Origin of the sequence: Phocaeicola sp. GP0067 (assembly GCF_031119655.1) — a bacterium.
In the GTDB taxonomy this organism is placed as follows: domain Bacteria; phylum Bacteroidota; class Bacteroidia; order Bacteroidales; family Bacteroidaceae; genus Phocaeicola; species Phocaeicola vulgatus.
The window spans coordinates 16,780-35,522 of sequence record NZ_JAVHZY010000020.1 but is presented as its reverse complement, the minus strand read 5'-3'; the positions used below and the strand labels follow the sequence as shown (position 1 = coordinate 35,522).

General features: G+C 41.1%; 22 protein-coding genes. 21 read left to right on the top strand and 1 reads right to left on the bottom strand.

Features of this window, described 5'->3' with window-relative positions; genetic code table 11:
• Window positions 1–22 precede the first annotated feature (22 nt).
• The 5 genes from RE317_RS14735 to RE317_RS14715 all read left to right on the top strand — a co-directional run bounded on the left by RE317_RS14735 (window position 23) and on the right by RE317_RS14715 (window position 4,532).
• Window positions 23–1,249 carry a glycine betaine/L-proline ABC transporter ATP-binding protein gene (locus tag RE317_RS14735; RefSeq protein ID WP_005841252.1) on the top strand — a complete coding sequence of 409 codons (1,227 nt, stop codon included), beginning with the start codon at window positions 23–25 and terminating at the stop codon, window positions 1,247–1,249.
• Window positions 1,246–2,070 (top strand): proline/glycine betaine ABC transporter permease, encoded by an 825-nt coding sequence (locus tag RE317_RS14730; protein WP_008669022.1) that lies wholly within the window; start codon window positions 1,246–1,248, stop codon window positions 2,068–2,070. Before RE317_RS14735 ends, RE317_RS14730 begins: the two co-directional genes overlap by 4 nt.
• A gap of 2 nt (window positions 2,071–2,072) precedes the next feature.
• On the top strand, window positions 2,073–2,915 hold the full coding sequence (locus tag RE317_RS14725) for a glycine betaine ABC transporter substrate-binding protein (protein ID WP_008669020.1): 843 nt from the start codon (window positions 2,073–2,075) through the stop codon (window positions 2,913–2,915).
• A 144-nt stretch (window positions 2,916–3,059) separates the two neighbouring features.
• Window positions 3,060–3,968, top strand: a complete 909-nt coding sequence (locus RE317_RS14720; RefSeq protein ID WP_008669018.1) for a DMT family transporter — start codon at window positions 3,060–3,062, stop codon at window positions 3,966–3,968.
• Window positions 3,969–3,980: 12 nt separating this feature from the next.
• Window positions 3,981–4,532, top strand: a complete 552-nt coding sequence (locus RE317_RS14715; RefSeq protein ID WP_005841261.1) for a sugar O-acetyltransferase — start codon at window positions 3,981–3,983, stop codon at window positions 4,530–4,532.
• A gap of 59 nt (window positions 4,533–4,591) precedes the next feature.
• Here the strand turns inward: RE317_RS14715 and RE317_RS14710 are convergent, their stop codons facing one another.
• Entirely contained in the window at window positions 4,592–4,810 is a 219-nt protein-coding gene (locus RE317_RS14710; RefSeq protein WP_005841264.1) for a winged helix-turn-helix domain-containing protein, read from the bottom strand.
• 236 nt (window positions 4,811–5,046) lie between these two features.
• Here RE317_RS14710 and map point away from each other — a divergent pair, with 236 nt between their 5' ends.
• The 16 genes from map to RE317_RS14630 all read left to right on the top strand — a co-directional run bounded on the left by map (window position 5,047) and on the right by RE317_RS14630 (window position 18,713).
• Complete coding sequence (map, locus tag RE317_RS14705) at window positions 5,047–5,901, top strand: type I methionyl aminopeptidase (RefSeq protein ID WP_005841266.1); 855 nt, start codon at window positions 5,047–5,049, stop codon at window positions 5,899–5,901.
• A 23-nt stretch (window positions 5,902–5,924) separates the two neighbouring features.
• On the top strand, window positions 5,925–6,944 hold the full coding sequence (gene tsaD / locus RE317_RS14700; protein ID WP_008669016.1) for a tRNA (adenosine(37)-N6)-threonylcarbamoyltransferase complex transferase subunit TsaD: 1,020 nt from the start codon (window positions 5,925–5,927) through the stop codon (window positions 6,942–6,944).
• A 21-nt stretch (window positions 6,945–6,965) separates the two neighbouring features.
• Window positions 6,966–7,466, top strand: coding sequence for a CinA family protein (locus RE317_RS14695; RefSeq protein WP_005841281.1), 501 nt, complete (start codon window positions 6,966–6,968; stop codon window positions 7,464–7,466).
• Window positions 7,467–7,570: 104 nt separating this feature from the next.
• The gene (rpmB, locus tag RE317_RS14690; protein WP_005841284.1) at window positions 7,571–7,831 is read left to right on the top strand and encodes a 50S ribosomal protein L28; all 261 of its coding nucleotides are present in this window, start codon (window positions 7,571–7,573) and stop codon (window positions 7,829–7,831) included.
• Between the two features lie 20 nt (window positions 7,832–7,851).
• Window positions 7,852–8,040, top strand: coding sequence for a 50S ribosomal protein L33 (gene rpmG, locus RE317_RS14685; protein WP_005841291.1), 189 nt, complete (start codon window positions 7,852–7,854; stop codon window positions 8,038–8,040).
• Window positions 8,041–8,049: 9 nt separating this feature from the next.
• On the top strand, window positions 8,050–8,205 hold the full coding sequence (locus RE317_RS14680) for a DUF4295 domain-containing protein (protein ID WP_005841293.1): 156 nt from the start codon (window positions 8,050–8,052) through the stop codon (window positions 8,203–8,205).
• 173 nt (window positions 8,206–8,378) lie between these two features.
• Window positions 8,379–9,338, top strand: a complete 960-nt coding sequence (gene ftsY / locus RE317_RS14675; RefSeq protein ID WP_005852483.1) for a signal recognition particle-docking protein FtsY — start codon at window positions 8,379–8,381, stop codon at window positions 9,336–9,338.
• A gap of 3 nt (window positions 9,339–9,341) precedes the next feature.
• Complete coding sequence (rimO, locus tag RE317_RS14670; RefSeq protein WP_005852485.1) at window positions 9,342–10,640, top strand: 30S ribosomal protein S12 methylthiotransferase RimO; 1,299 nt, start codon at window positions 9,342–9,344, stop codon at window positions 10,638–10,640.
• A gap of 73 nt (window positions 10,641–10,713) precedes the next feature.
• Window positions 10,714–10,986, top strand: a complete 273-nt coding sequence (locus RE317_RS14665; RefSeq protein ID WP_005841299.1) for an HU family DNA-binding protein — start codon at window positions 10,714–10,716, stop codon at window positions 10,984–10,986.
• Between the two features lie 25 nt (window positions 10,987–11,011).
• Window positions 11,012–12,442, top strand: coding sequence for an HU family DNA-binding protein (locus RE317_RS14660; protein WP_005852487.1), 1,431 nt, complete (start codon window positions 11,012–11,014; stop codon window positions 12,440–12,442).
• 283 nt (window positions 12,443–12,725) lie between these two features.
• A complete protein-coding gene (locus tag RE317_RS14655; protein WP_005841303.1) occupies window positions 12,726–13,721 on the top strand; it encodes a MoxR family ATPase in 996 nt (331 codons plus the stop codon).
• A gap of 249 nt (window positions 13,722–13,970) precedes the next feature.
• Window positions 13,971–14,840 carry a DUF58 domain-containing protein gene (locus tag RE317_RS14650; protein WP_012055625.1) on the top strand — a complete coding sequence of 290 codons (870 nt, stop codon included), beginning with the start codon at window positions 13,971–13,973 and terminating at the stop codon, window positions 14,838–14,840.
• A 5-nt stretch (window positions 14,841–14,845) separates the two neighbouring features.
• Window positions 14,846–15,943 carry a BatD family protein gene (locus RE317_RS14645; RefSeq protein WP_005841307.1) on the top strand — a complete coding sequence of 366 codons (1,098 nt, stop codon included), beginning with the start codon at window positions 14,846–14,848 and terminating at the stop codon, window positions 15,941–15,943.
• A 19-nt stretch (window positions 15,944–15,962) separates the two neighbouring features.
• Window positions 15,963–16,961: a VWA domain-containing protein gene (locus tag RE317_RS14640; RefSeq protein ID WP_012055626.1), complete on the top strand. Its 999-nt coding sequence runs from the start codon at window positions 15,963–15,965 to the stop codon at window positions 16,959–16,961.
• Between the two features lie 12 nt (window positions 16,962–16,973).
• A complete protein-coding gene (locus RE317_RS14635; protein WP_005841321.1) occupies window positions 16,974–17,996 on the top strand; it encodes a VWA domain-containing protein in 1,023 nt (340 codons plus the stop codon).
• A 9-nt stretch (window positions 17,997–18,005) separates the two neighbouring features.
• Window positions 18,006–18,713 carry a tetratricopeptide repeat protein gene (locus RE317_RS14630; RefSeq protein ID WP_005841323.1) on the top strand — a complete coding sequence of 236 codons (708 nt, stop codon included), beginning with the start codon at window positions 18,006–18,008 and terminating at the stop codon, window positions 18,711–18,713.
• Window positions 18,714–18,743 lie beyond the last annotated feature (30 nt).

Sequence of the window (18,743 nt, the reverse complement as noted above, 5' to 3'; positions counted from 1 at the left end):
TTAATTTAAACTATTATAGACTATGAACAAAATAGAAATAAAAGACTTGTATCTTGTTTTCGGTCCGGAAAAGCAGAAAGCGTTCCGGATGTTGAAAGAAAGAAAAAGCAAAAATGAAATTTTAAAGGCGACTAATTGTACTGTAGCAGTTAAAAACGCCAATCTGACAATCAAAGAAGGAGAGTTCTTCGTAATCATGGGACTGTCGGGCAGTGGCAAATCAACTTTATTGCGCTGCATAAACCGGTTAATCAAACCCACAAAAGGACAAGTACTGATTAATGGAACAGACATTACTGCCGCATCCGATAAGGAATTGCTGGAAATGCGTCGCCGGGAAATAGCTATGGTGTTCCAAAATTTTGGTTTGTTACCTCATCGCAGTGTTTTAAGCAATATTGCATTCGGGCTCGAACTCCAAGGAGTTCCCAAACAGGAACGTGAGAAAAAAGCCATGAAGAGTATGGAAATAGTCGGGCTGAAAGGATATCAGAATCAGATGGTCGGACAACTTTCCGGCGGAATGCAGCAACGTGTGGGATTGGCACGCGCTTTGGCAAATGATCCGGAAATATTACTGATGGATGAAGCCTTTTCCGCTCTGGACCCATTGATCCGCGTACAAATGCAAGATGAAATGCTGGCACTGCAATCCAAAATGAAAAAGACCATCGTCTTTATCACGCATGATTTGAGCGAAGCAATTAAACTGGGTGACCGCATTGCCATTATGAGAGATGGAGAAGTGGTACAAGTCGGAACTTCAGAAGAAATTTTAACTGAACCGGCCAATGACTATGTGGCAAGATTTGTAGAAAATGTGGACCGGAGCAAAATCATAACGGCAGGAAGTATTATGATAACCCGTCCCGCCGTAGCCCGTCTGCGTAAAGAAGGTCCCGAGGTTCTGATCAGAAAGATGAAAGAAAGAGATATTACCGTGCTTCCTGTGATAGATGAAAATGACAAGCTGATAGGAGAGATTACATTGGAAAGTGCCGCCATTCTTCGGCGTAAAGGTATAAAATCAATCCGGGAAGCCGTACAAAGTGAAGTACATTCCGTTACGGAGGACACAAAGATTGAGGATCTGCTTCCCTTAATCACGAAAACCAATTCTCCCATTTATGTGGTAAATGAAGAACGCGAACTGAAAGGTTTGGTTCCTCTATCGTCCATCGTAGTAGAGATGACCGGAAAAGATAAAGAAGAAATTAATGAACTTATTCAAAACGCTATCGAATTATGATAAACATAGGAAAATATATAGAAACAGCCATCAACTGGCTCACAGAAAACTTTGCCCCTCTTTTCGACGCCATCAATGTTGGAATAGGCGGGTTCATAGATGGGTTCCAAAACATATTGATGTGGATACCTTTTTATGTAACAATAGCATTGCTGGCCATCCTGGCTTGGTATAAATCGGGAAAAGGAGTCAGCATTTTTACCATTTTAGGATTATTGCTGATTTGGGGAATGGGATTTTGGAACGAAACCATGCAGACTTTAGCATTGGTGCTTTCGTCTACCATCATCGCTCTTATCGTGGGACTTCCCTTGGGAATATGGAGCGCAAACAGCAAACGATGTGATAAAATTCTGCATCCTATCCTCGACCTGATGCAAACGATGCCTGCTTTCGTCTATCTGATTCCTGCCGTACTCTTTTTCGGGCTGGGAACCGTTCCGGGAGCCTTTGCCACCATTATTTTTGCCATGCCTCCCGTAGTGCGTCTGACCAGCCTGGGTATCAAGCAAGTACCGAAGAATGTTGTAGAAGCTTCGCGCTCTTTTGGTGCGACACCTATGCAATTATTATTCAAGGTACAATTACCGCTGGCATTGCCCACTATCATGACCGGTATAAACCAGACAATCCTGATGTCGCTCTCCATGGTGGTCATTGCCGCTATGATTGCAGCCGGAGGGTTAGGGGAAATCGTACTGAAAGGTATCACGCAGATGAAAATAGGTTTAGGTTTCGAAGGCGGTATCGCAGTAGTCATCCTGGCCATCATTCTGGATAGAATAACACAAGGACTTGGAAAACAAAAGAAAGGGAAATAAGCATGAAGAAAATACTATATTTTTTGTCTTTCCTCCTGCTGCTTGCCTCTTGCAGCGGGAAAAAAGATGATAAGACAATAAGCATTGGATACATAAACTGGGACGACGGCATCGCCCTGACCTATTTGACGGAAGTGATTCTTGAACAACAAGGTTATCATGTCGTTTTAAAGAATGCCGATCCGGCTCCTATCTATGCAACAATGGCCCGTGGCAAAGTAGATTTGCTGATGGATGCTTGGTTACCGGCTACACAGGCCGATTATATGAAACAATACGGAAAGAATCTGGAAATCTTAGGCAAGATCTATCCGGATGCCCGTATCGGTCTGGTAGTCCCCGATTATGTGGACATTCATTCCATTGAGCAATTAAATGCCAACAAAGAAAAATTCGGAGGCGAGATTATCGGCATTGATGCCGGTGCAGGGATTATGCATGCTACAGATATGGCCATAGAAAAATACAATCTGGATTACAAATTGCTGGAGTCTAGCGGACCGGCCATGACCGCAGTGCTAAAAAGAGCCGTTGACGAGCATCAATGGATTGTGGTGACGGGATGGACTCCCCATTGGATGTTCACCCGCTTTAAATTAAAATTTCTGGAGGACCCGAAAGGTATTTTTGGTAAAGCGGAAACAATTACGGCCATTGCCCGCAAAGGATTTGGTGAGCAACACCCGTTTGTGGCAAAACTGATAGAAAACATACATCTGAGCACCAAAGAAATCAGCAGCCTGCTGGATGATGTATCACAAAATGAATATAATGAAAAAGAAGGAGCGGAAAAATGGGTAAAAGAACATCAGGAGCTGGTAGATTCCTGGATTCCCCGGAAATAGAAATATCTCACTTACCTTGAGGGCCGCGCCCAAGGTAAGTGAGAAAACAAACGAACTTTGTATCAGCTCAACTATGCCATATATTTTGATAAGTTTCTCGAAAACAAAACCTATCTTTGCAACATAATAAAACACATATAAATTATGAATGTTATCAAATCAAGGTTCGTCTATCACTTAATGGCAATAATCACTGTAGCTATCTGGGGAACTACTTTTGTTTCTACTAAGATTCTAATCCAACATGGATTAAGTCCTTCCGACATCTTCTTTTATCGTTTCACTATGGCCTATCTTTGCATGTGGTGTATTTCTTATAAAAAACTATTTGCCAACAGAGTAAAAGATGAATTGTTACTTTTATTGGCCGGATTATGTGGAGGAACTATTTATTTCATTACTGAAAATACGGCTCTCGGCATCACATTAGCCTCCAACGTGTCTCTGATAGTATGCACATCACCTGTTCTGACCACACTGCTTTCTTATTTGTTCAGAAGAAAAGAACCTTTCACCCGCCATCTTGTTTACGGATCGATCATGGCTTTGATAGGAGTGGGGCTGGTTGTTTTCAACGGCAGTTTCATTCTGAAAATTAATCCTTTGGGAGATATTCTTTCACTGACCGCTGCATTGATGTGGGCATTTTATTGCCTTATTCTCAAACAATTGGATAATCATTATTCTATCGTATTCATTACCCGTAAAGTATTCTTCTACGGAGTGCTGACCATTCTGCCCATGTTTTTATTCCGTCCGTTAAATTGGGACAATGTCTTGATGATGCAACCCATCGTGTTTGGAAATCTTCTCTTTTTGGGATTTGTCGCCTCCATGCTCTGCTTCATAGCCTGGAATGCTTGTGTCAAGGAATTGGGAGCCGTAAAAAGTACAAACTATATTTATATCGTCCCTTTGGTAACTCTTCTTACTTCAGCGGTCATTATTAATGAAAAGATAACTTGGATAGCCCTTACCGGCTGTTTTCTTATCTTGTGTGGTGTATATTTGGCAGAACGGAAAACAAATCCTACATTTGAGGCGAAATCTTAAAGCCCTTTAATTATGAACGAGATAGACAAAATGCGTAACAGTCAGCTGGCCGATATGGAGAAACCGGAAATACAGGCCAGTTTCATACACGCCAAAAAACTAGTGGCCCAATTACGGATGATGAGTACATACGATGATGGTTTCAGGGAAGTGCTGGAAGAATTAGTGCCGGGTATCCCTTCCACTTCTGTCATCTGTCCACCATTTTACTGTGATCATGGACACGGCATCCGCTTAGGAGAGCATGTCTTTGTGAATGCCAACTGTACATTTTTAGATGGTGGATATATCACCATAGGAGCACATACATTGATAGGGCCCAATGTACAGATCTATACTCCACATCATCCGGTAGATTACATAACCCGACGCGAACCCAAAGAGTATGCATATCCCGTAACTATCGGAGAAGATTGCTGGATAGGAGGAGGAGCTATTCTTTGTCCCGGAGTAAAAATAGGTCATCGCTGTATTATCGGAGCCGGAAGTGTCGTAACTAAAGACATTCCCGACAATTCCGTTGCTGTAGGTAATCCGGCCAAAGTGATTAGAAAAGTTGATTAAAAAAAGAAAACAGATAATTATGAAAGTTTTGGCCCCACATAATTATCTGTTTCTCGTATTCAGCCAATATAAACATTGACGCTCAGAAACAGGCAATCGTCTCCGTTAGAACATTCAAAGTCTATTTTATTCTCTCTGGCCAGCCAACCTATAGCTGCATTCAAATCTCTGTCAGACAATTCTGAAGCTCTTTTTAAATCACAATAACTCCACCGTTTATTGTCATTCAGCAGTTTCCAAACTTTTCCTGCGTTTACTCCAATTTGATGTTTATCCATTTTGATGTTCAATTAAAGAAGTTAATAATAGAATGCTTAGTTTTTTGCGGTAAATATAACCTTTTATTAAAATAAAATAGACTCTCCTACATAAAATTCATGTAAAAGACATGATTATTTAACATTTGTTTCTGTCAAATTTCATGTAAATTCTCTTTTTATGAAGATATTTATTGCCGGATGAGCCATTTTTACAAATATTTCCTCTAACTTTGTAAGTCAATTAATCCTTTGATATGAAAAGAAATAAAATAAACTGGAGAGTTCCCAAAGGTATGGAACTCACAGAGTTAGATAAAAAGGTTCTCTATTATCAAGATAGAGGTCATTTAGTACCTTCACGTGAACTGATCAAGACACCGGAACAGATTGAAGGAATACGCCGTAGCGGTATTGTCAATACCGGAGTGCTAGACCTTGTAGAACGTGAGATCCATGCAGGCATGAGCACATTGGAAATAGACAAGCTGGTTTATGAATATACGAAAGATCACGGTGGCATTCCTGCAACCTTAGGTTATGACGGTTTTCCCAAAAGTTGCTGCACCTCTATCAATGAGGTTGTTTGTCACGGTATTCCCAATGAATTCGATATTCTGGAAGAAGGAGATATCATCAATGTGGATTGTACTACCATTCTTGATGGTTATTATGCCGATGCATCGCGTATGTTTACCATTGGAAAAACCACACCTCAAAAAGAAAAACTGGTACGAGTAGCTAAAGAATGTCTGGAGATAGGCATGGAAGCTGCGAAACCATTTGGTTTTGTAGGGGACATAGGACATGCCATTGAAAAACATGCTAAAAAAAATGGATTCTCAGTAGTGCGTGATCTCTGCGGACACGGAGTAGGCATAGAGTTCCATGAAGAACCGGATGTAGAACATTTCGGGAAAAAAGGAACTGGTATGCTATTGGTGCCGGGAATGGTTTTTACCATTGAACCAATGATCAATATGGGAACATGGGAAGTCTTCATTGATGAGGAAGATGGCTGGACTGTAGTCACCGAAGACGAACAGCCGTCTGCACAGTGGGAACATACTTTCGTTATGACAGATAACGGACTTGAAATTCTGACACATTAATATATATAATAAGGTATAGAAATATGGATACAATTATATTAGGTATAGAATCTTCCTGTGACGACACATCAGCCGCAGTTATCAAGAATGGCGTATTGTTGTCCAACGTAGTGTCCAGCCAGGCTGTTCACGAAGCTTACGGAGGGGTGGTTCCCGAATTGGCGTCACGTGCCCATCAACAAAACATTGTACCGGTGGTGCACGAAGCCTTAAAAAGGGCAGGAGTTACCAAGGAGCAACTAAGCGCCGTTGCATTCACCCGAGGACCCGGCTTGATGGGATCATTACTGGTCGGAGTATCTTTTGCGAAAGGTTTCGCACGTTCATTGAATATACCAATGATTGATGTTAACCACCTGCAAGCCCATGTGTTAGCCCATTTCATTAAAGAATCGGAAGAAGACAACAACCAACCTAAATTCCCTTTCTTGTGCCTGCTGGTGTCAGGAGGAAACTCACAGATAATATTGGTAAAGGCCTATAATGACATGGAAGTTTTGGGACAAACTATTGACGATGCAGCAGGAGAAGCTATCGACAAATGTTCTAAAGTAATGGGCTTAGGTTATCCCGGAGGTCCTATCATTGATAAACTGGCACGTCAAGGCAATCCAAAAGCGTTCACTTTCAGTAAACCACATATTCCGGACTATAACTATAGTTTCAGCGGATTAAAGACTTCTTTCCTATACTCTTTGCGTGACTGGTTGAAAGAAGATCCCGATTTCATCGAACATCATAAAAACGACTTGGCTGCTTCATTGGAAGCGACCATTGTAGATATTCTGATGGACAAGCTGAGAAAAGCAGCCAAAAATCTCAAGATAAATGAAGTGGCAGTAGCCGGAGGGGTATCAGCCAACAACGGGCTTCGTAACTCATTCCGCGAGCATGCCGGGAAATATGGTTGGAATATCTATATCCCGAAGTTCAGCTTTACTACGGATAATGCCGCAATGATCGCAAATACCGGTTATTACAAGTATCTGGACAATGATTTTTGCACTATAGACAAGCCCGCTTATTCACGGGTAACTATTTAATATTAAAAAACCGTTTTCAACATGTCAGTAGAAGGTAAATTTTTAAGTAAAGAGATTAACGATTTGTTTTGGAGAGAGGGCCTGACACTCGTTACTGCCGAGAGTTGCACGGCAGGAAGTGTGGCGGCCGCTATTACAGCCGTTGCCGGAAGTTCACAATTCTTTAAAGGTGGAATTATCGCCTATTCCAACGAAATAAAGGAAAGTCTGTTAGGGGTAAACCACGAAACTTTAGAAACTCACGGAGCTGTAAGTGAAGAAACCGTTATCGAAATGGTAAAAGGAGCGATGAAATCGATGAATTCTGATTGTGCTGTAGCAACTTCAGGTATCGCAGGACCCACAGGAGGTACTCCCGACAAACCGGTAGGTACCATTTGGATTGCTGCCGGATGTAAAGACAAAGTGATTACACTGAAATTGGAAGGCGACGAAGGAAGAAACAAAAACATTGCAAATGCAACCCAAAATGCACTGCAACTGCTTCGAAAGTTGTTCCAAAACGAAGAAAATGAGCAGTAATTGCAGAATTATTTGCAAAAACTCTTGTTTTATACAAATAAAAGTGCTTATTTTGCACTCCGTTTGAAATAAGTATTGAAAAAAACTATAAAAATAAGATAGCAATGTCGAAGATTTGTCAAATTACCGGAAAGAAAGCCATGATTGGCAACAATGTTTCACACTCTAAGAGAAGAACCAAAAGAACTTTTGATGTGAACTTGTTTACTAAGAAATTCTACTATGTAGAACAAGATTGCTGGATTAGCCTGAACATCTGCGCTAACGGCTTACGTGTGATTAATAAAAAAGGCCTGGATGCAGCGCTGAATGAAGCGGTAACCAAAGGCTATTGTGATTGGAAAAGCATCAAAATTATTGGTTAATTAAAAAGGAGAGATAGACTATGGCAAAGAAGGCTAAAGGTAATAGAGTACAGGTAATCCTTGAATGCACAGAAATGAAGGATAGTGGTATGCCGGGAACTTCTCGTTACATTACAACAAAAAACAGAAAAAATACCACTGAAAGATTGGAACTTAAGAAGTACAATCCTATTTTGAAAAGAGTAACAGTTCACAAAGAAATTAAATAATTATAACCCATGGCAAAGAAAACAGTCGCAACCCTTCAGACAGGTAAAGAAGGACGTTCTTATACTAAGGTTATCAAGATGGTTAAATCTCCGAAAACAGGAGCTTACATCTTCGATGAGCAAATGGTACCTAACGAAAAAGTTCAAGACTTTTTCAAGAAATAATTCAGTCGGAATGACTGGTGGAAAGTTCCTTTCATATATTATGGAAGGAACTTTTTTTATACCACAATGTTATCATCATAATACATTATGACCAATCATTGTGACACTTTTTTTTGTCCGTGTAAGAGATTAGTTATATCTTTGTAGCATAAACAGATAAATCAGACTCCAATATGGGATTTTTTAATTTTTTCTCAAAAGAAAAGAAGGAAACTTTAGACAAAGGATTGTCCAAAACCAAAGAAAGTGTATTTAGTAAGATTGCCCGTGCCGTAGCGGGTAAATCAAAAGTAGACGATGAAGTATTGGATAATCTGGAAGAAGTGCTTATCACTTCGGATGTAGGCGTTGAAACAACTCTGAATATCATCAAACGCATTGAAGAAAGAGTTGCCAAAGATAAATATGTAAACACTCAGGAACTGAACAAGATTCTCCGTGAAGAGATAGCGGCATTATTGACTGAAAATAACACGGTGGATTCGGATGATTTCACTGTTCCGGAAGGTAAGAAGCCCTATGTCATCATGGTGGTAGGTGTAAACGGTGTGGGTAAAACCACAACCATTGGTAAATTGGCATATCAATTTAAGAAGGCGGGCAAAACCGTCTATTTGGGTGCCGCTGATACATTCCGTGCTGCCGCCGTAGAACAATTGGATATTTGGGGAGAAAGAGTAGGAGTGCCTGTTATTAAACAGAAAATGGGATCAGATCCCGCATCTGTAGCTTTTGATACCTTAAGTTCCGCCGTAGCTAATAATGCAGATGTAGTAATCATTGATACCGCAGGCCGTCTTCACAATAAAGTAGGTTTGATGAACGAGCTTACTAAAATCAAGAATGTGATGAAGAAAGTTGTTGCGGACGCACCTCACGAAGTATTATTGGTTTTAGACGGTTCTACCGGTCAAAATGCATTTGAACAAGCCAAACAGTTTACTTTGGCGACAGAAGTTACTGCTATGGCAATTACCAAATTGGACGGAACAGCCAAAGGGGGCGTTGTAATTGGCATCTCAGAGCAGTTCAAGATTCCCGTAAAATATATTGGATTGGGCGAAGGCATTGAAGACATGCAGGTATTCCGCAAAAAAGAATTTGTAGACTCACTATTTGGAGAGACTGAATAATAAATGAAACGTAACACAATAGATATCATCACCTTAGGGTGTTCTAAAAACTTAGTAGACTCAGAAAAGCTGATGCGTCAGCTGGAAGCAAACGGTTATAAAGTAACTCACGATTCCGACAAACCACAAGGAGAAATCGCAGTTATTAATACATGTGGTTTCATCGGTGATGCCAAAGAGGAATCGATCAATATGATATTGGAATTTTGTCAGGCCAAAGAAGAAGGGAAGCTCAAAAAACTATATGTGATGGGCTGCCTTTCAGAAAGATATCTAAAAGAATTGGCATTGGAAATTCCTCAAGTAGATAAATTCTATGGTAAGTTTAACTGGAATGAGTTGCTGGCAGATTTAGGCAAAGCATACAAGTCGGAATTTGCCATTGAACGGACATTAACCACACCCCATCACTACGCTTATCTGAAAATATCAGAAGGCTGTGACCGTAAATGCTCTTATTGCGCCATTCCTATTATTACAGGACGCCACATTTCACGGCCGATGGAGGAGATTATTGATGAAGTGAAACTACTTGTATCCGAAGGAGTAAAAGAGTTCCAAATTATAGCCCAAGAATTGACTTACTATGGCGTAGATTTATATAAAAGTCAGAAATTGCCCGAACTCATCGAAAGAATCGCCAATGTTCCCGGTGTAGAATGGATACGTTTACACTATGCATATCCAGCCCATTTTCCGGAAGAATTATTCCGTGTTATGCGCGAACACGATAATGTATGCAAATATATGGATATTGCCCTGCAACACATTAGTGACAATATGCTGAATAAAATGCGCCGGCATGTAAGTAAAGCGGAAACCTACGAATTAATCGAAAAATTCCGTCGGGAAGTACCCGGTATTCACTTACGTACAACATTAATGGTAGGACATCCCGGTGAGACTGAAGAAGATTTTGAAGAATTAAAAGAATTCGTCAAAAAAGTACGATTCGACCGGATGGGAGCCTTCGCTTACTCGGAAGAAGAAGGAACATTCGCCGCTAAAGAATACGAAGATTCCATTTCTCATGAAGTGAAACAACAGCGTTTGGATGAATTAATGGCACTTCAGCAGGAAATAGCCGGCGAACTGAGCCAAACGAAAATAGGTAAAGAATTTAAAGTCATTATAGACCGGAAGGAAGGAGATTACTACATAGGCAGAACCCAGTTTGACTCTCCCGAGGTAGATCCTGAGGTCTTGATAAAAGCTGATGACGAGTACTTAAAAATAGGTGAATTCTATAAAGTGAAAATAACAGCCGCTGATGATTTCGACCTATACGCCAGCATTTTATAGACCTTTTCCCTTATAAAGTTTGGATAATGTTTGTTTTTTTACTAATATAGCAACCAAATTAACACTTTAAGCTTTGAATAACAAAGAATTTATATCTGAATTATCACGTAAACTAGGATATACGAATAAAGATACATCACAATTGGTATCCTCAGTCATTGGTGTTATGACCCAGGAATTGCAAGATGGCAACAACATTGCAATCCAGGGATTTGGTACGTTTGAGGTTAAGAAAAAGCTGGAAAGAATTTCTATTAACCCGGCTACTCAACAACGTATGCTGATTCCCCCCAAGTTAGTGCTGACTTACAAACCCAGTGTAACTTTAAAAGAAAAGTTTAAATAAAATAGTCCTTATTTATAATATTATCATGAGCGAGAAAGTAACCATACAAGATATCATCGAACTTTTGGCTGAGAAACACAGCATGACTAAAAAAGATGCTGAAATCTTTGTCAAAGGAATGTTTGAACTGATAGAGGAAGCTTTAGTTACTGAAAAGTATGTAAAGGTTAAAGGACTAGGTACGTTTAAACTTACAGAGGTGGAGAGTCGTGAAAGTGTAAACGTAAACACGGGGGAAAGAATTGAAATACAGGGCCATACAAAAATATCTTTTACTCCGGATTCCAGTATGAAAGATTTAATAAATAAACCATTCGCTCATTTTGAAACGGTTATATTAAATGAAAACACCAAACTGGAAGATACCGAAACAGAAATAGAAGGAGAGGAGGAAGATACCTTTGACGGAAACGCGCCTAAGCCTAAACAAACAATTGCGGCTAAAGAGGTTGAGTTCATAGAAGCGGAAAATACAGAAGATTCTCCAAATGAGAATGCCATTGCCGCTGAAGACACTACTCCGGTTATTGAGGAAACAATTATTGAAGAACCTGCACCTTCTGTTGAAATTACAGAGGAAGAGATACAAATTATAGAACCGGAAAAAGAATCGGAAGATATTGTCACTGAAGCAGAAAAGGATATTGTTGCTGAAACAGCTGTTCCCCAAACGGTTTCCCCTTTAGCAGAGACAATAGAAGGAAACGAGGTAACAGACAAACCTCAAGAAGAAGTTATGACTATCGCCGATGCAGCCATACTGGCTGCTCGTAAAGCTTGTGAAGAAAAAACATCCTTGGAAACAATAGCGTCAGAAGAGGCAACCCCGTCAGAGAAAACAGTAATAACTCCTGTTACTTCTGATTTTGAAAAAGAACAGAAGATAGAGGAAACAACAGAGACACAAGAAATCTCAGAAGAGAAAAAGAACAGAGTTTCCCAGGGAGTTATTCTTGCTATCATTTTGATTGCCTGCATTGCAGGTGGCATATATTGGTATTTGCAATCAGATAAAACTTCGGATTTACAATCGCCGGCTACAATAAAAAACACCCAAGAACAATTGGAAGAGGATATTCCTGCAATTCCGGTTAATGACTCATTGATGCAAGGTAAAGATACCGCAAACATATGGACGAATGTTGCCGGAAAAGAGACCATCAGTCAATCACAGCAGACTGTATCTCCTAGTACGGAAAAGAGTTCAGGCGTTGCGACAACCGCAAATGTTGCAAAAGAAACTTTAGCCGATACTGTAGAATATGACATAACAGGGACTAAAACTAATTACACATTACGAGAAGGAGAGAGCCTGGTAAAATTAGCTGTGAAATTCTATGGTACAAAAAAGCTATGGCCCTATATCGTGAAACATAATAAAAACATCATTAAAGATGCCGACAGAGTACCCATAGGGACTACTCTGCGTATTCCTGAACTAACTCCTAAAAAATAAGCCTTCTTGCATTTTGCCTGCTTTCGGCATAAATAAAGCAGGCAAAATACAAGAAGTAAAAAAAAGTGCGTTCAACTGATATTCTCACTCTACAAACCTTATCTTTGTATTTTAAAATTCTTTAGCCCAATAACCTTTAAAAAGTAGAGATGCACTTTACTTTTTTAATAAAAATTAGTTGCCGCTGTTAATTAATTAGCGTAATTTTGGCTGCGTTAAATGAACAAGGCTATTTACAAGCCCGTTATTAGATCAATAAAGAAATAACTAAATAAACAAAATTATGGCTGAAGCAATTGACATTCGCGAACTAAACGAACGAATTGAAAGACAAAGTGCGTTCGTAACCAACTTAATGACTGGTATGGACCAGGTTATTGTAGGTCAGAAACATTTGGTAGAATCATTACTTATCGGTTTACTGTCCGATGGTCATATCCTGTTGGAAGGTGTTCCGGGTCTGGCAAAGACTCTGGCGATCAAAACGCTTGCATCTTTGATTGATGCCAAGTACAGCCGAATCCAGTTTACTCCGGACTTGCTGCCCGCCGACGTTATCGGTACCATGATTTATAGTCAGAAAGACGAACAATTCATAGCAAAGAAAGGTCCGATTTTTGCAAATTTCGTATTGGCCGATGAAATTAACCGTGCCCCGGCTAAAGTACAGAGTGCTTTGCTGGAAGCCATGCAGGAACGTCAAGTCACACTGAGCAAGGAAACCTTTATGCTACCCGAACCTTTCCTTGTAATGGCTACTCAGAACCCGATTGAACAGGAAGGTACCTATCCGCTTCCCGAAGCCCAGGTAGACCGTTTTATGCTGAAAGTTATTATTGACTATCCGAAACTGGAAGAAGAAAAGAAAATCATCCGCCAAAATATCACCGGAGAGAAAATCGAAGTTCGCCCCATTCTGAAAGCAACAGATATTATGGAAGCCCGTAAAGTGGTGCGCCAAGTCTATCTGGACGAAAAGATAGAGCAATACATCGCTGATATCGTATTCGCAACCCGTTTCCCTGAAAAATATGACTTGAAAGAACTGAAAGACATGATTGGTTTCGGTGGTTCACCGCGTGCATCTATCAATCTGGCATTGGCAGCACGCAGTTATGCGTTCATCAAACGTCGCGGTTACGTGATTCCCGAAGATGTTCGTGCAGTTGCTCACGATGTGCTTCGCCACCGTATCGGCTTGACTTACGAAGCAGAAGCCATGAACATGTCTTCTGATGAAATTGTAAGCAAAATCCTGAATAAAGTGGAAGTACCCTAAGGATTGTGTTCTGAGGCAGTTCTTAATTGCTTGACGGTTAGGAAGAAGACTTGGAAACAAAAGGTTGAGTACAGAGTTCCACATGGGTGGGACCGCCATTCCACCCATGTGGAACTCCCGTTTCATCTATGTGGGACTGCCGTCCCACATAGATGAAACACCAAATGCATCCGTTTGAAAAACCATTCTCGATAGGAGAAAAAACAGAAACCGATGCACCGGATAAATAAACAACATAGTACGAACAGTATGGAAACAAGTGATTTATTAAAACGGGTTCGCCAGATTGAGATCAAGACACGCGGACTTTCGAACAATATCTTTGCCGGACAATATCACTCTGCATTCAAGGGAAAAGGTATGTCATTCTCGGAAGTACGTGAATATCAGTATGGTGACGACGTACGTGACATTGACTGGAACGTAACCGCCCGCTACAACAAACCCTTTGTCAAGGTGTTTGAAGAAGAGCGCGAATTGACGGTTATGCTCTTGATTGATGTTTCGAACAGCTTGGATTTCGGTACGGTGAAGCAGTTGAAGAAGGATATGGTGACCGAGATTGCCGCTACATTGGCATTCTCGGCCATTCAAAATAACGATAAAATCGGAGTTATTTTCTTTTCAGACCGGATTGAGAAATTCATTCCGCCTAAAAAAGGCCGTAAACATATTCTTTATATCATCCGTGAACTGCTTGATTTCAAGCCCGAAAGCAAGCGTACAGATATAAAGATAGCTGTGGAATATCTGACCAACGTAATTAAAAAACGTTGCACCACCTTTATGATAAGCGACTTTATAGATGAAAACGACTTCCGCAATGCTTTGACCATTGCCAACCGGAAACATGATATCGTAGCTATCCAGGTATACGACCGCCGCATGGCAGAGTTACCTGATGTGGGACTGATGAAAGTACGCGATGCCGAAACCGGCCACGAGCAATGGATTGACACCTCGTCACGAGCTTTGCGTCGCGCACATAATGACTGGTGGATACAGCGTCAGGGAGTATTGAATGAAACATTTACCAAAAGTAATGTGGACTCTGTATCTATCCGCACGGATCAGGATTATGTGAAATCGTTGCTTAACTTATTTGCTAAACGAAATTAAAGAATATGAATATACTGAATACTAGCAAAAAGTTCTTGAAAGCTGGAGTTTGTGCAATTATGCTGATAACAGCCGGACAGGCACAGGCACAGCAGGTTACGGTAGACGCCAGCATTGACTCGCTGCAACTTCTCATTGGCGAACAGGCTAAAGTGAAGCTGGAAATCAGCATGGATGCCAAGCAAAAACTGCAACTTCCGTTCCTGCGCGATACATTGGTAAAAGGAGTGGAGATATTGGATATAGCCAAGCCTGATACCCAGATGCTGAACGATGGAAAACGTATGCTGATAAAACAGGAATATACAATAACCTCTTTTGACTCGGCACTTTACTATCTCCCCCCATTCGAGGTGATGGTAAACGGAGAGCCTTACCGGTCCAAAGCATTGGCCGTAAAAGTATATTCCATTCCGGTAGACACGCTGCATCCCGAACAATTCTTCGGACCGAAGACCGTTCGCGAAGTACCTATCACCTGGGATGACGTATCGGCCATCGTATGGCTTACCTTGCTGATGCTTGCTTTGGGCGGACTGGCTTACTATCTGTTTGTACGCTACAAGGATAACAAGCCTATCATCAAGAAGATCAAGATTGAACCGAAGTTGCCGCCACACCAGCAGGCGTTGAAGGAAATAGAGCGTATCAAGGGAGACAAAACCTTGCGTACAGCCGATCCGAAGACCTATTATACCGAGCTGACGGATGTACTCCGCACTTATATGGAAGAACGATTCGGCTTTAACGCTATGGAGATGACTTCATCCGAAATTATTGATAAGCTACAGGAAATCAACGACAAAGAATCTATCAAGGATTTGATGTATTTGTTCCAGACTGCCGACTTGGTGAAATTCGCCAAACATTCTCCGTTGATGAACGAAAATGATATGAATCTGGTAAACGCAGTAGACTTCATCAATAATACAAAAGTGGAACCAGACCCTAATGCAAAGCCCGAACCTACGGAAATCACCGTGGAGGAAAAGCGAAGCAAACAGGGCAGAATGATTCTGCTGGGCAGCATCAGCATCATTGTTATTGCTATTGTGGTAATTCTGTATAAGGTGCTGAGTGGTGTATATAACCTCTGGTTTTAACAAATAAATACTAGGAACAATGATTTTTGCAAATATTGAATATCTATTTCTGCTGGTTCTGCTCATACCTTATATAGTATGGTACGTCATGAAGCGGAAGAAAACCGAGCCTACGCTTCAGGTTTCTACCACACGCATGTATATGAAGGCACCCAAAAGCTGGAAGATTTACTTGCTGCATACTCCGTTCGTACTCCGTACGGTGGCTATCATCATGGTAATCCTGATCTTGGCACGCCCTCAGACCACAGACAACTGGCAGAATACCGAAATAGAAGGAATCGACATCATGCTGGCAGTGGACGTTTCTACCAGTATGCTGGCCGAAGACTTGAAACCCAACCGACTGGAAGCTGCCAAACAAGTAGCTTCCGAGTTTATCAACGGCCGCCCCAATGATAATATCGGTCTGACCATCTTTGCCGGTGAGAGTTTTACCCAATGTCCGCTGACGGTAGACCATGGGGTGTTGCTGAATCTGTTCAACAGCATCAAAGGCGATATCGCCCAGCGCGGACTGATTGAAGATGGTACTGCCATCGGTATGGGCATTGCTAATGCGGTGACCCGTCTGAAGGACAGCAAGGCGAAATCGAAAGTGATTATTCTGCTGACGGATGGTAGCAATAACCGTGGAGATATTTCTCCGCTGACGGCTGCCGAGATAGCCAAACAGTTCGGAATCAGGATCTACACCATCGGTGTCGGTACAAACGGAACTGCTCCTTATCCGATGCAGACCTACGCAGGGACGCAATATGTGAATGTCCCCGTCGAGATAGACGAAAAGACTTTGACCGAGATTGCAGGTACAACGAACGGAAATTATTTCCGTGCCACCAGCAATTCCAAGTTGAAGGAAGTCTATCAGGAGATAGACAAACTGGAGAAAACGAAGTTGAACGTGAAGGAATTCAGCAAACGCGAAGAAGAATATCAGGTATTCGCCTGGATTGCTTTCTTCTGCATTTTGCTTGAACTCTTGTTGCGTAACTCAGTATTAAAGAAAATACCTTAAAAAAAGAAAGTCATGTTTCGATTTGCAGACCCGAACTTTTTATATTTACTCATCCTATTGCCGTTTTTGGTGGCGCTGTATTTGTATTCCAATTATCACCGCCGCCAAAATATTCGCAAATATGGTGATCCGGCATTGCTGAAAGGGCTCATGCCGACTATTTCCAAGTATCGTCCTGACATCAAGTTTTGGCTGACTTTTGCTGCGTTGACATTGGTTATACTGATGTTGGCCCGCCCACAGTTCGGCTCAAAGATGGAAACGGTGAAACGAAGTGGAGTGGAAGCTGTCATTGCCTTGGACATTTCAAACTCCATGCTGGCAGAAGATGTGACTCCCAGTCGTTTGGACAAATCAAAGAAATTGATTTCCAGACTGGTAGATACGTTCAATAATGATAAAGTGGGATTGATTGTTTTTGCAGGTGATGCTTTCACGCAATTGCCCATCACAAGCGATTATGTTTCCGCCAAAATGTTCTTGGAAACCATTAATCCGTCATTGATAACCACACAAGGTACGGATATCGGTGCGGCCATCCGCCTGGCAATGAAGAGTTTTACTCCGCAAGAAGGAGTGGGACGTGCAATTATTGTCATTACCGATGGTGAAAATCATGAAGGTGGGGCAGTAGAAGCAGCCCAAGAAGCAGCCGAAAAAGGTATGCAGGTATTTGTATTAGGAGTAGGTTCACCGGATGGTTCTCCAATTCCAGCTGAGGACGGTAGCAACAATTTCCGTCGCGATAAGGATGGAAATGTTATCGTCACCCGCTTGAATGAGCAGATGTGCCAGGAAATAGCCAAGGCTGGCAATGGAATGTATATTCGTGTGGATAATACCAACTCTGCCGAGAAGGTATTGAACAATGAAATCGCCAAACTGTCAAAAGCTGATGTAGAAAGTCAGGTTTATACTGAATTTGATGAACAGTTCCAGGCTTTGGCATGGCTGGTGCTTATCCTGCTGGTGGTAGAAATGCTTATTTTGGAACGGAAAAATCCGCTTTTCAAAAATGTCAGACTATTTAAATAAGGAATGCTTATGTTACAAAAAACCTATATCACTCTGTTATTCTTACTTGTGGCAAGCAGTGCCTTCGCCCAAAAAACAGAAAGAGATTATCTGCGCAGCGGAAACAAGCTGTATAATGACAGCTTGTTTATCAAAGCGGAGGTAGATTATCGTAAGGCATTGGAAATTAACCCGAAATCAACAGATGCCATGTTCAATTTGGGAAACTCGCTCTTGATGCAGCAAAAAGCAAAGGAAGCGATGGAACAGTTTGAATCTGCTTCTAAGGTAGAGAAGGACAAGGATAAACTGGCACAGATTTATCATAACATGGGAGTTATCCTTCAGTCGTCCAAGCAGTATCCACAGTGTATAGAGGCTTATAAGGAATCTTTACGGAATAACCCGAAAGATGATGAAACTCGTTATAACTTGGCTTTGGCGCAAAAGCTGTTGAAAGACCAACAGCAAAATCAAGACCAGAATCAGGATAAGAATCAAGATCAAAAACAAGATCAGAAAGACGACAAAAAGGATCAGAACAAAAACCAGCAAGAACAGGATAAGAAAGACCAACAAAATCAAAATCAGCAGCAACAGCAGCAAAATAAGGATGAAATGTCCAAGGAAAATGCCCAACAATTATTGAATGCTGTGATGCAAGATGAAAAGAATGTGCAAGACAAAGTTAAAAAACAACTGCAAATTCAAGGAAAGAAGTTGGATAAAGACTGGTAATTTCTTAATTTTGGCAAATAAAAAAATAAT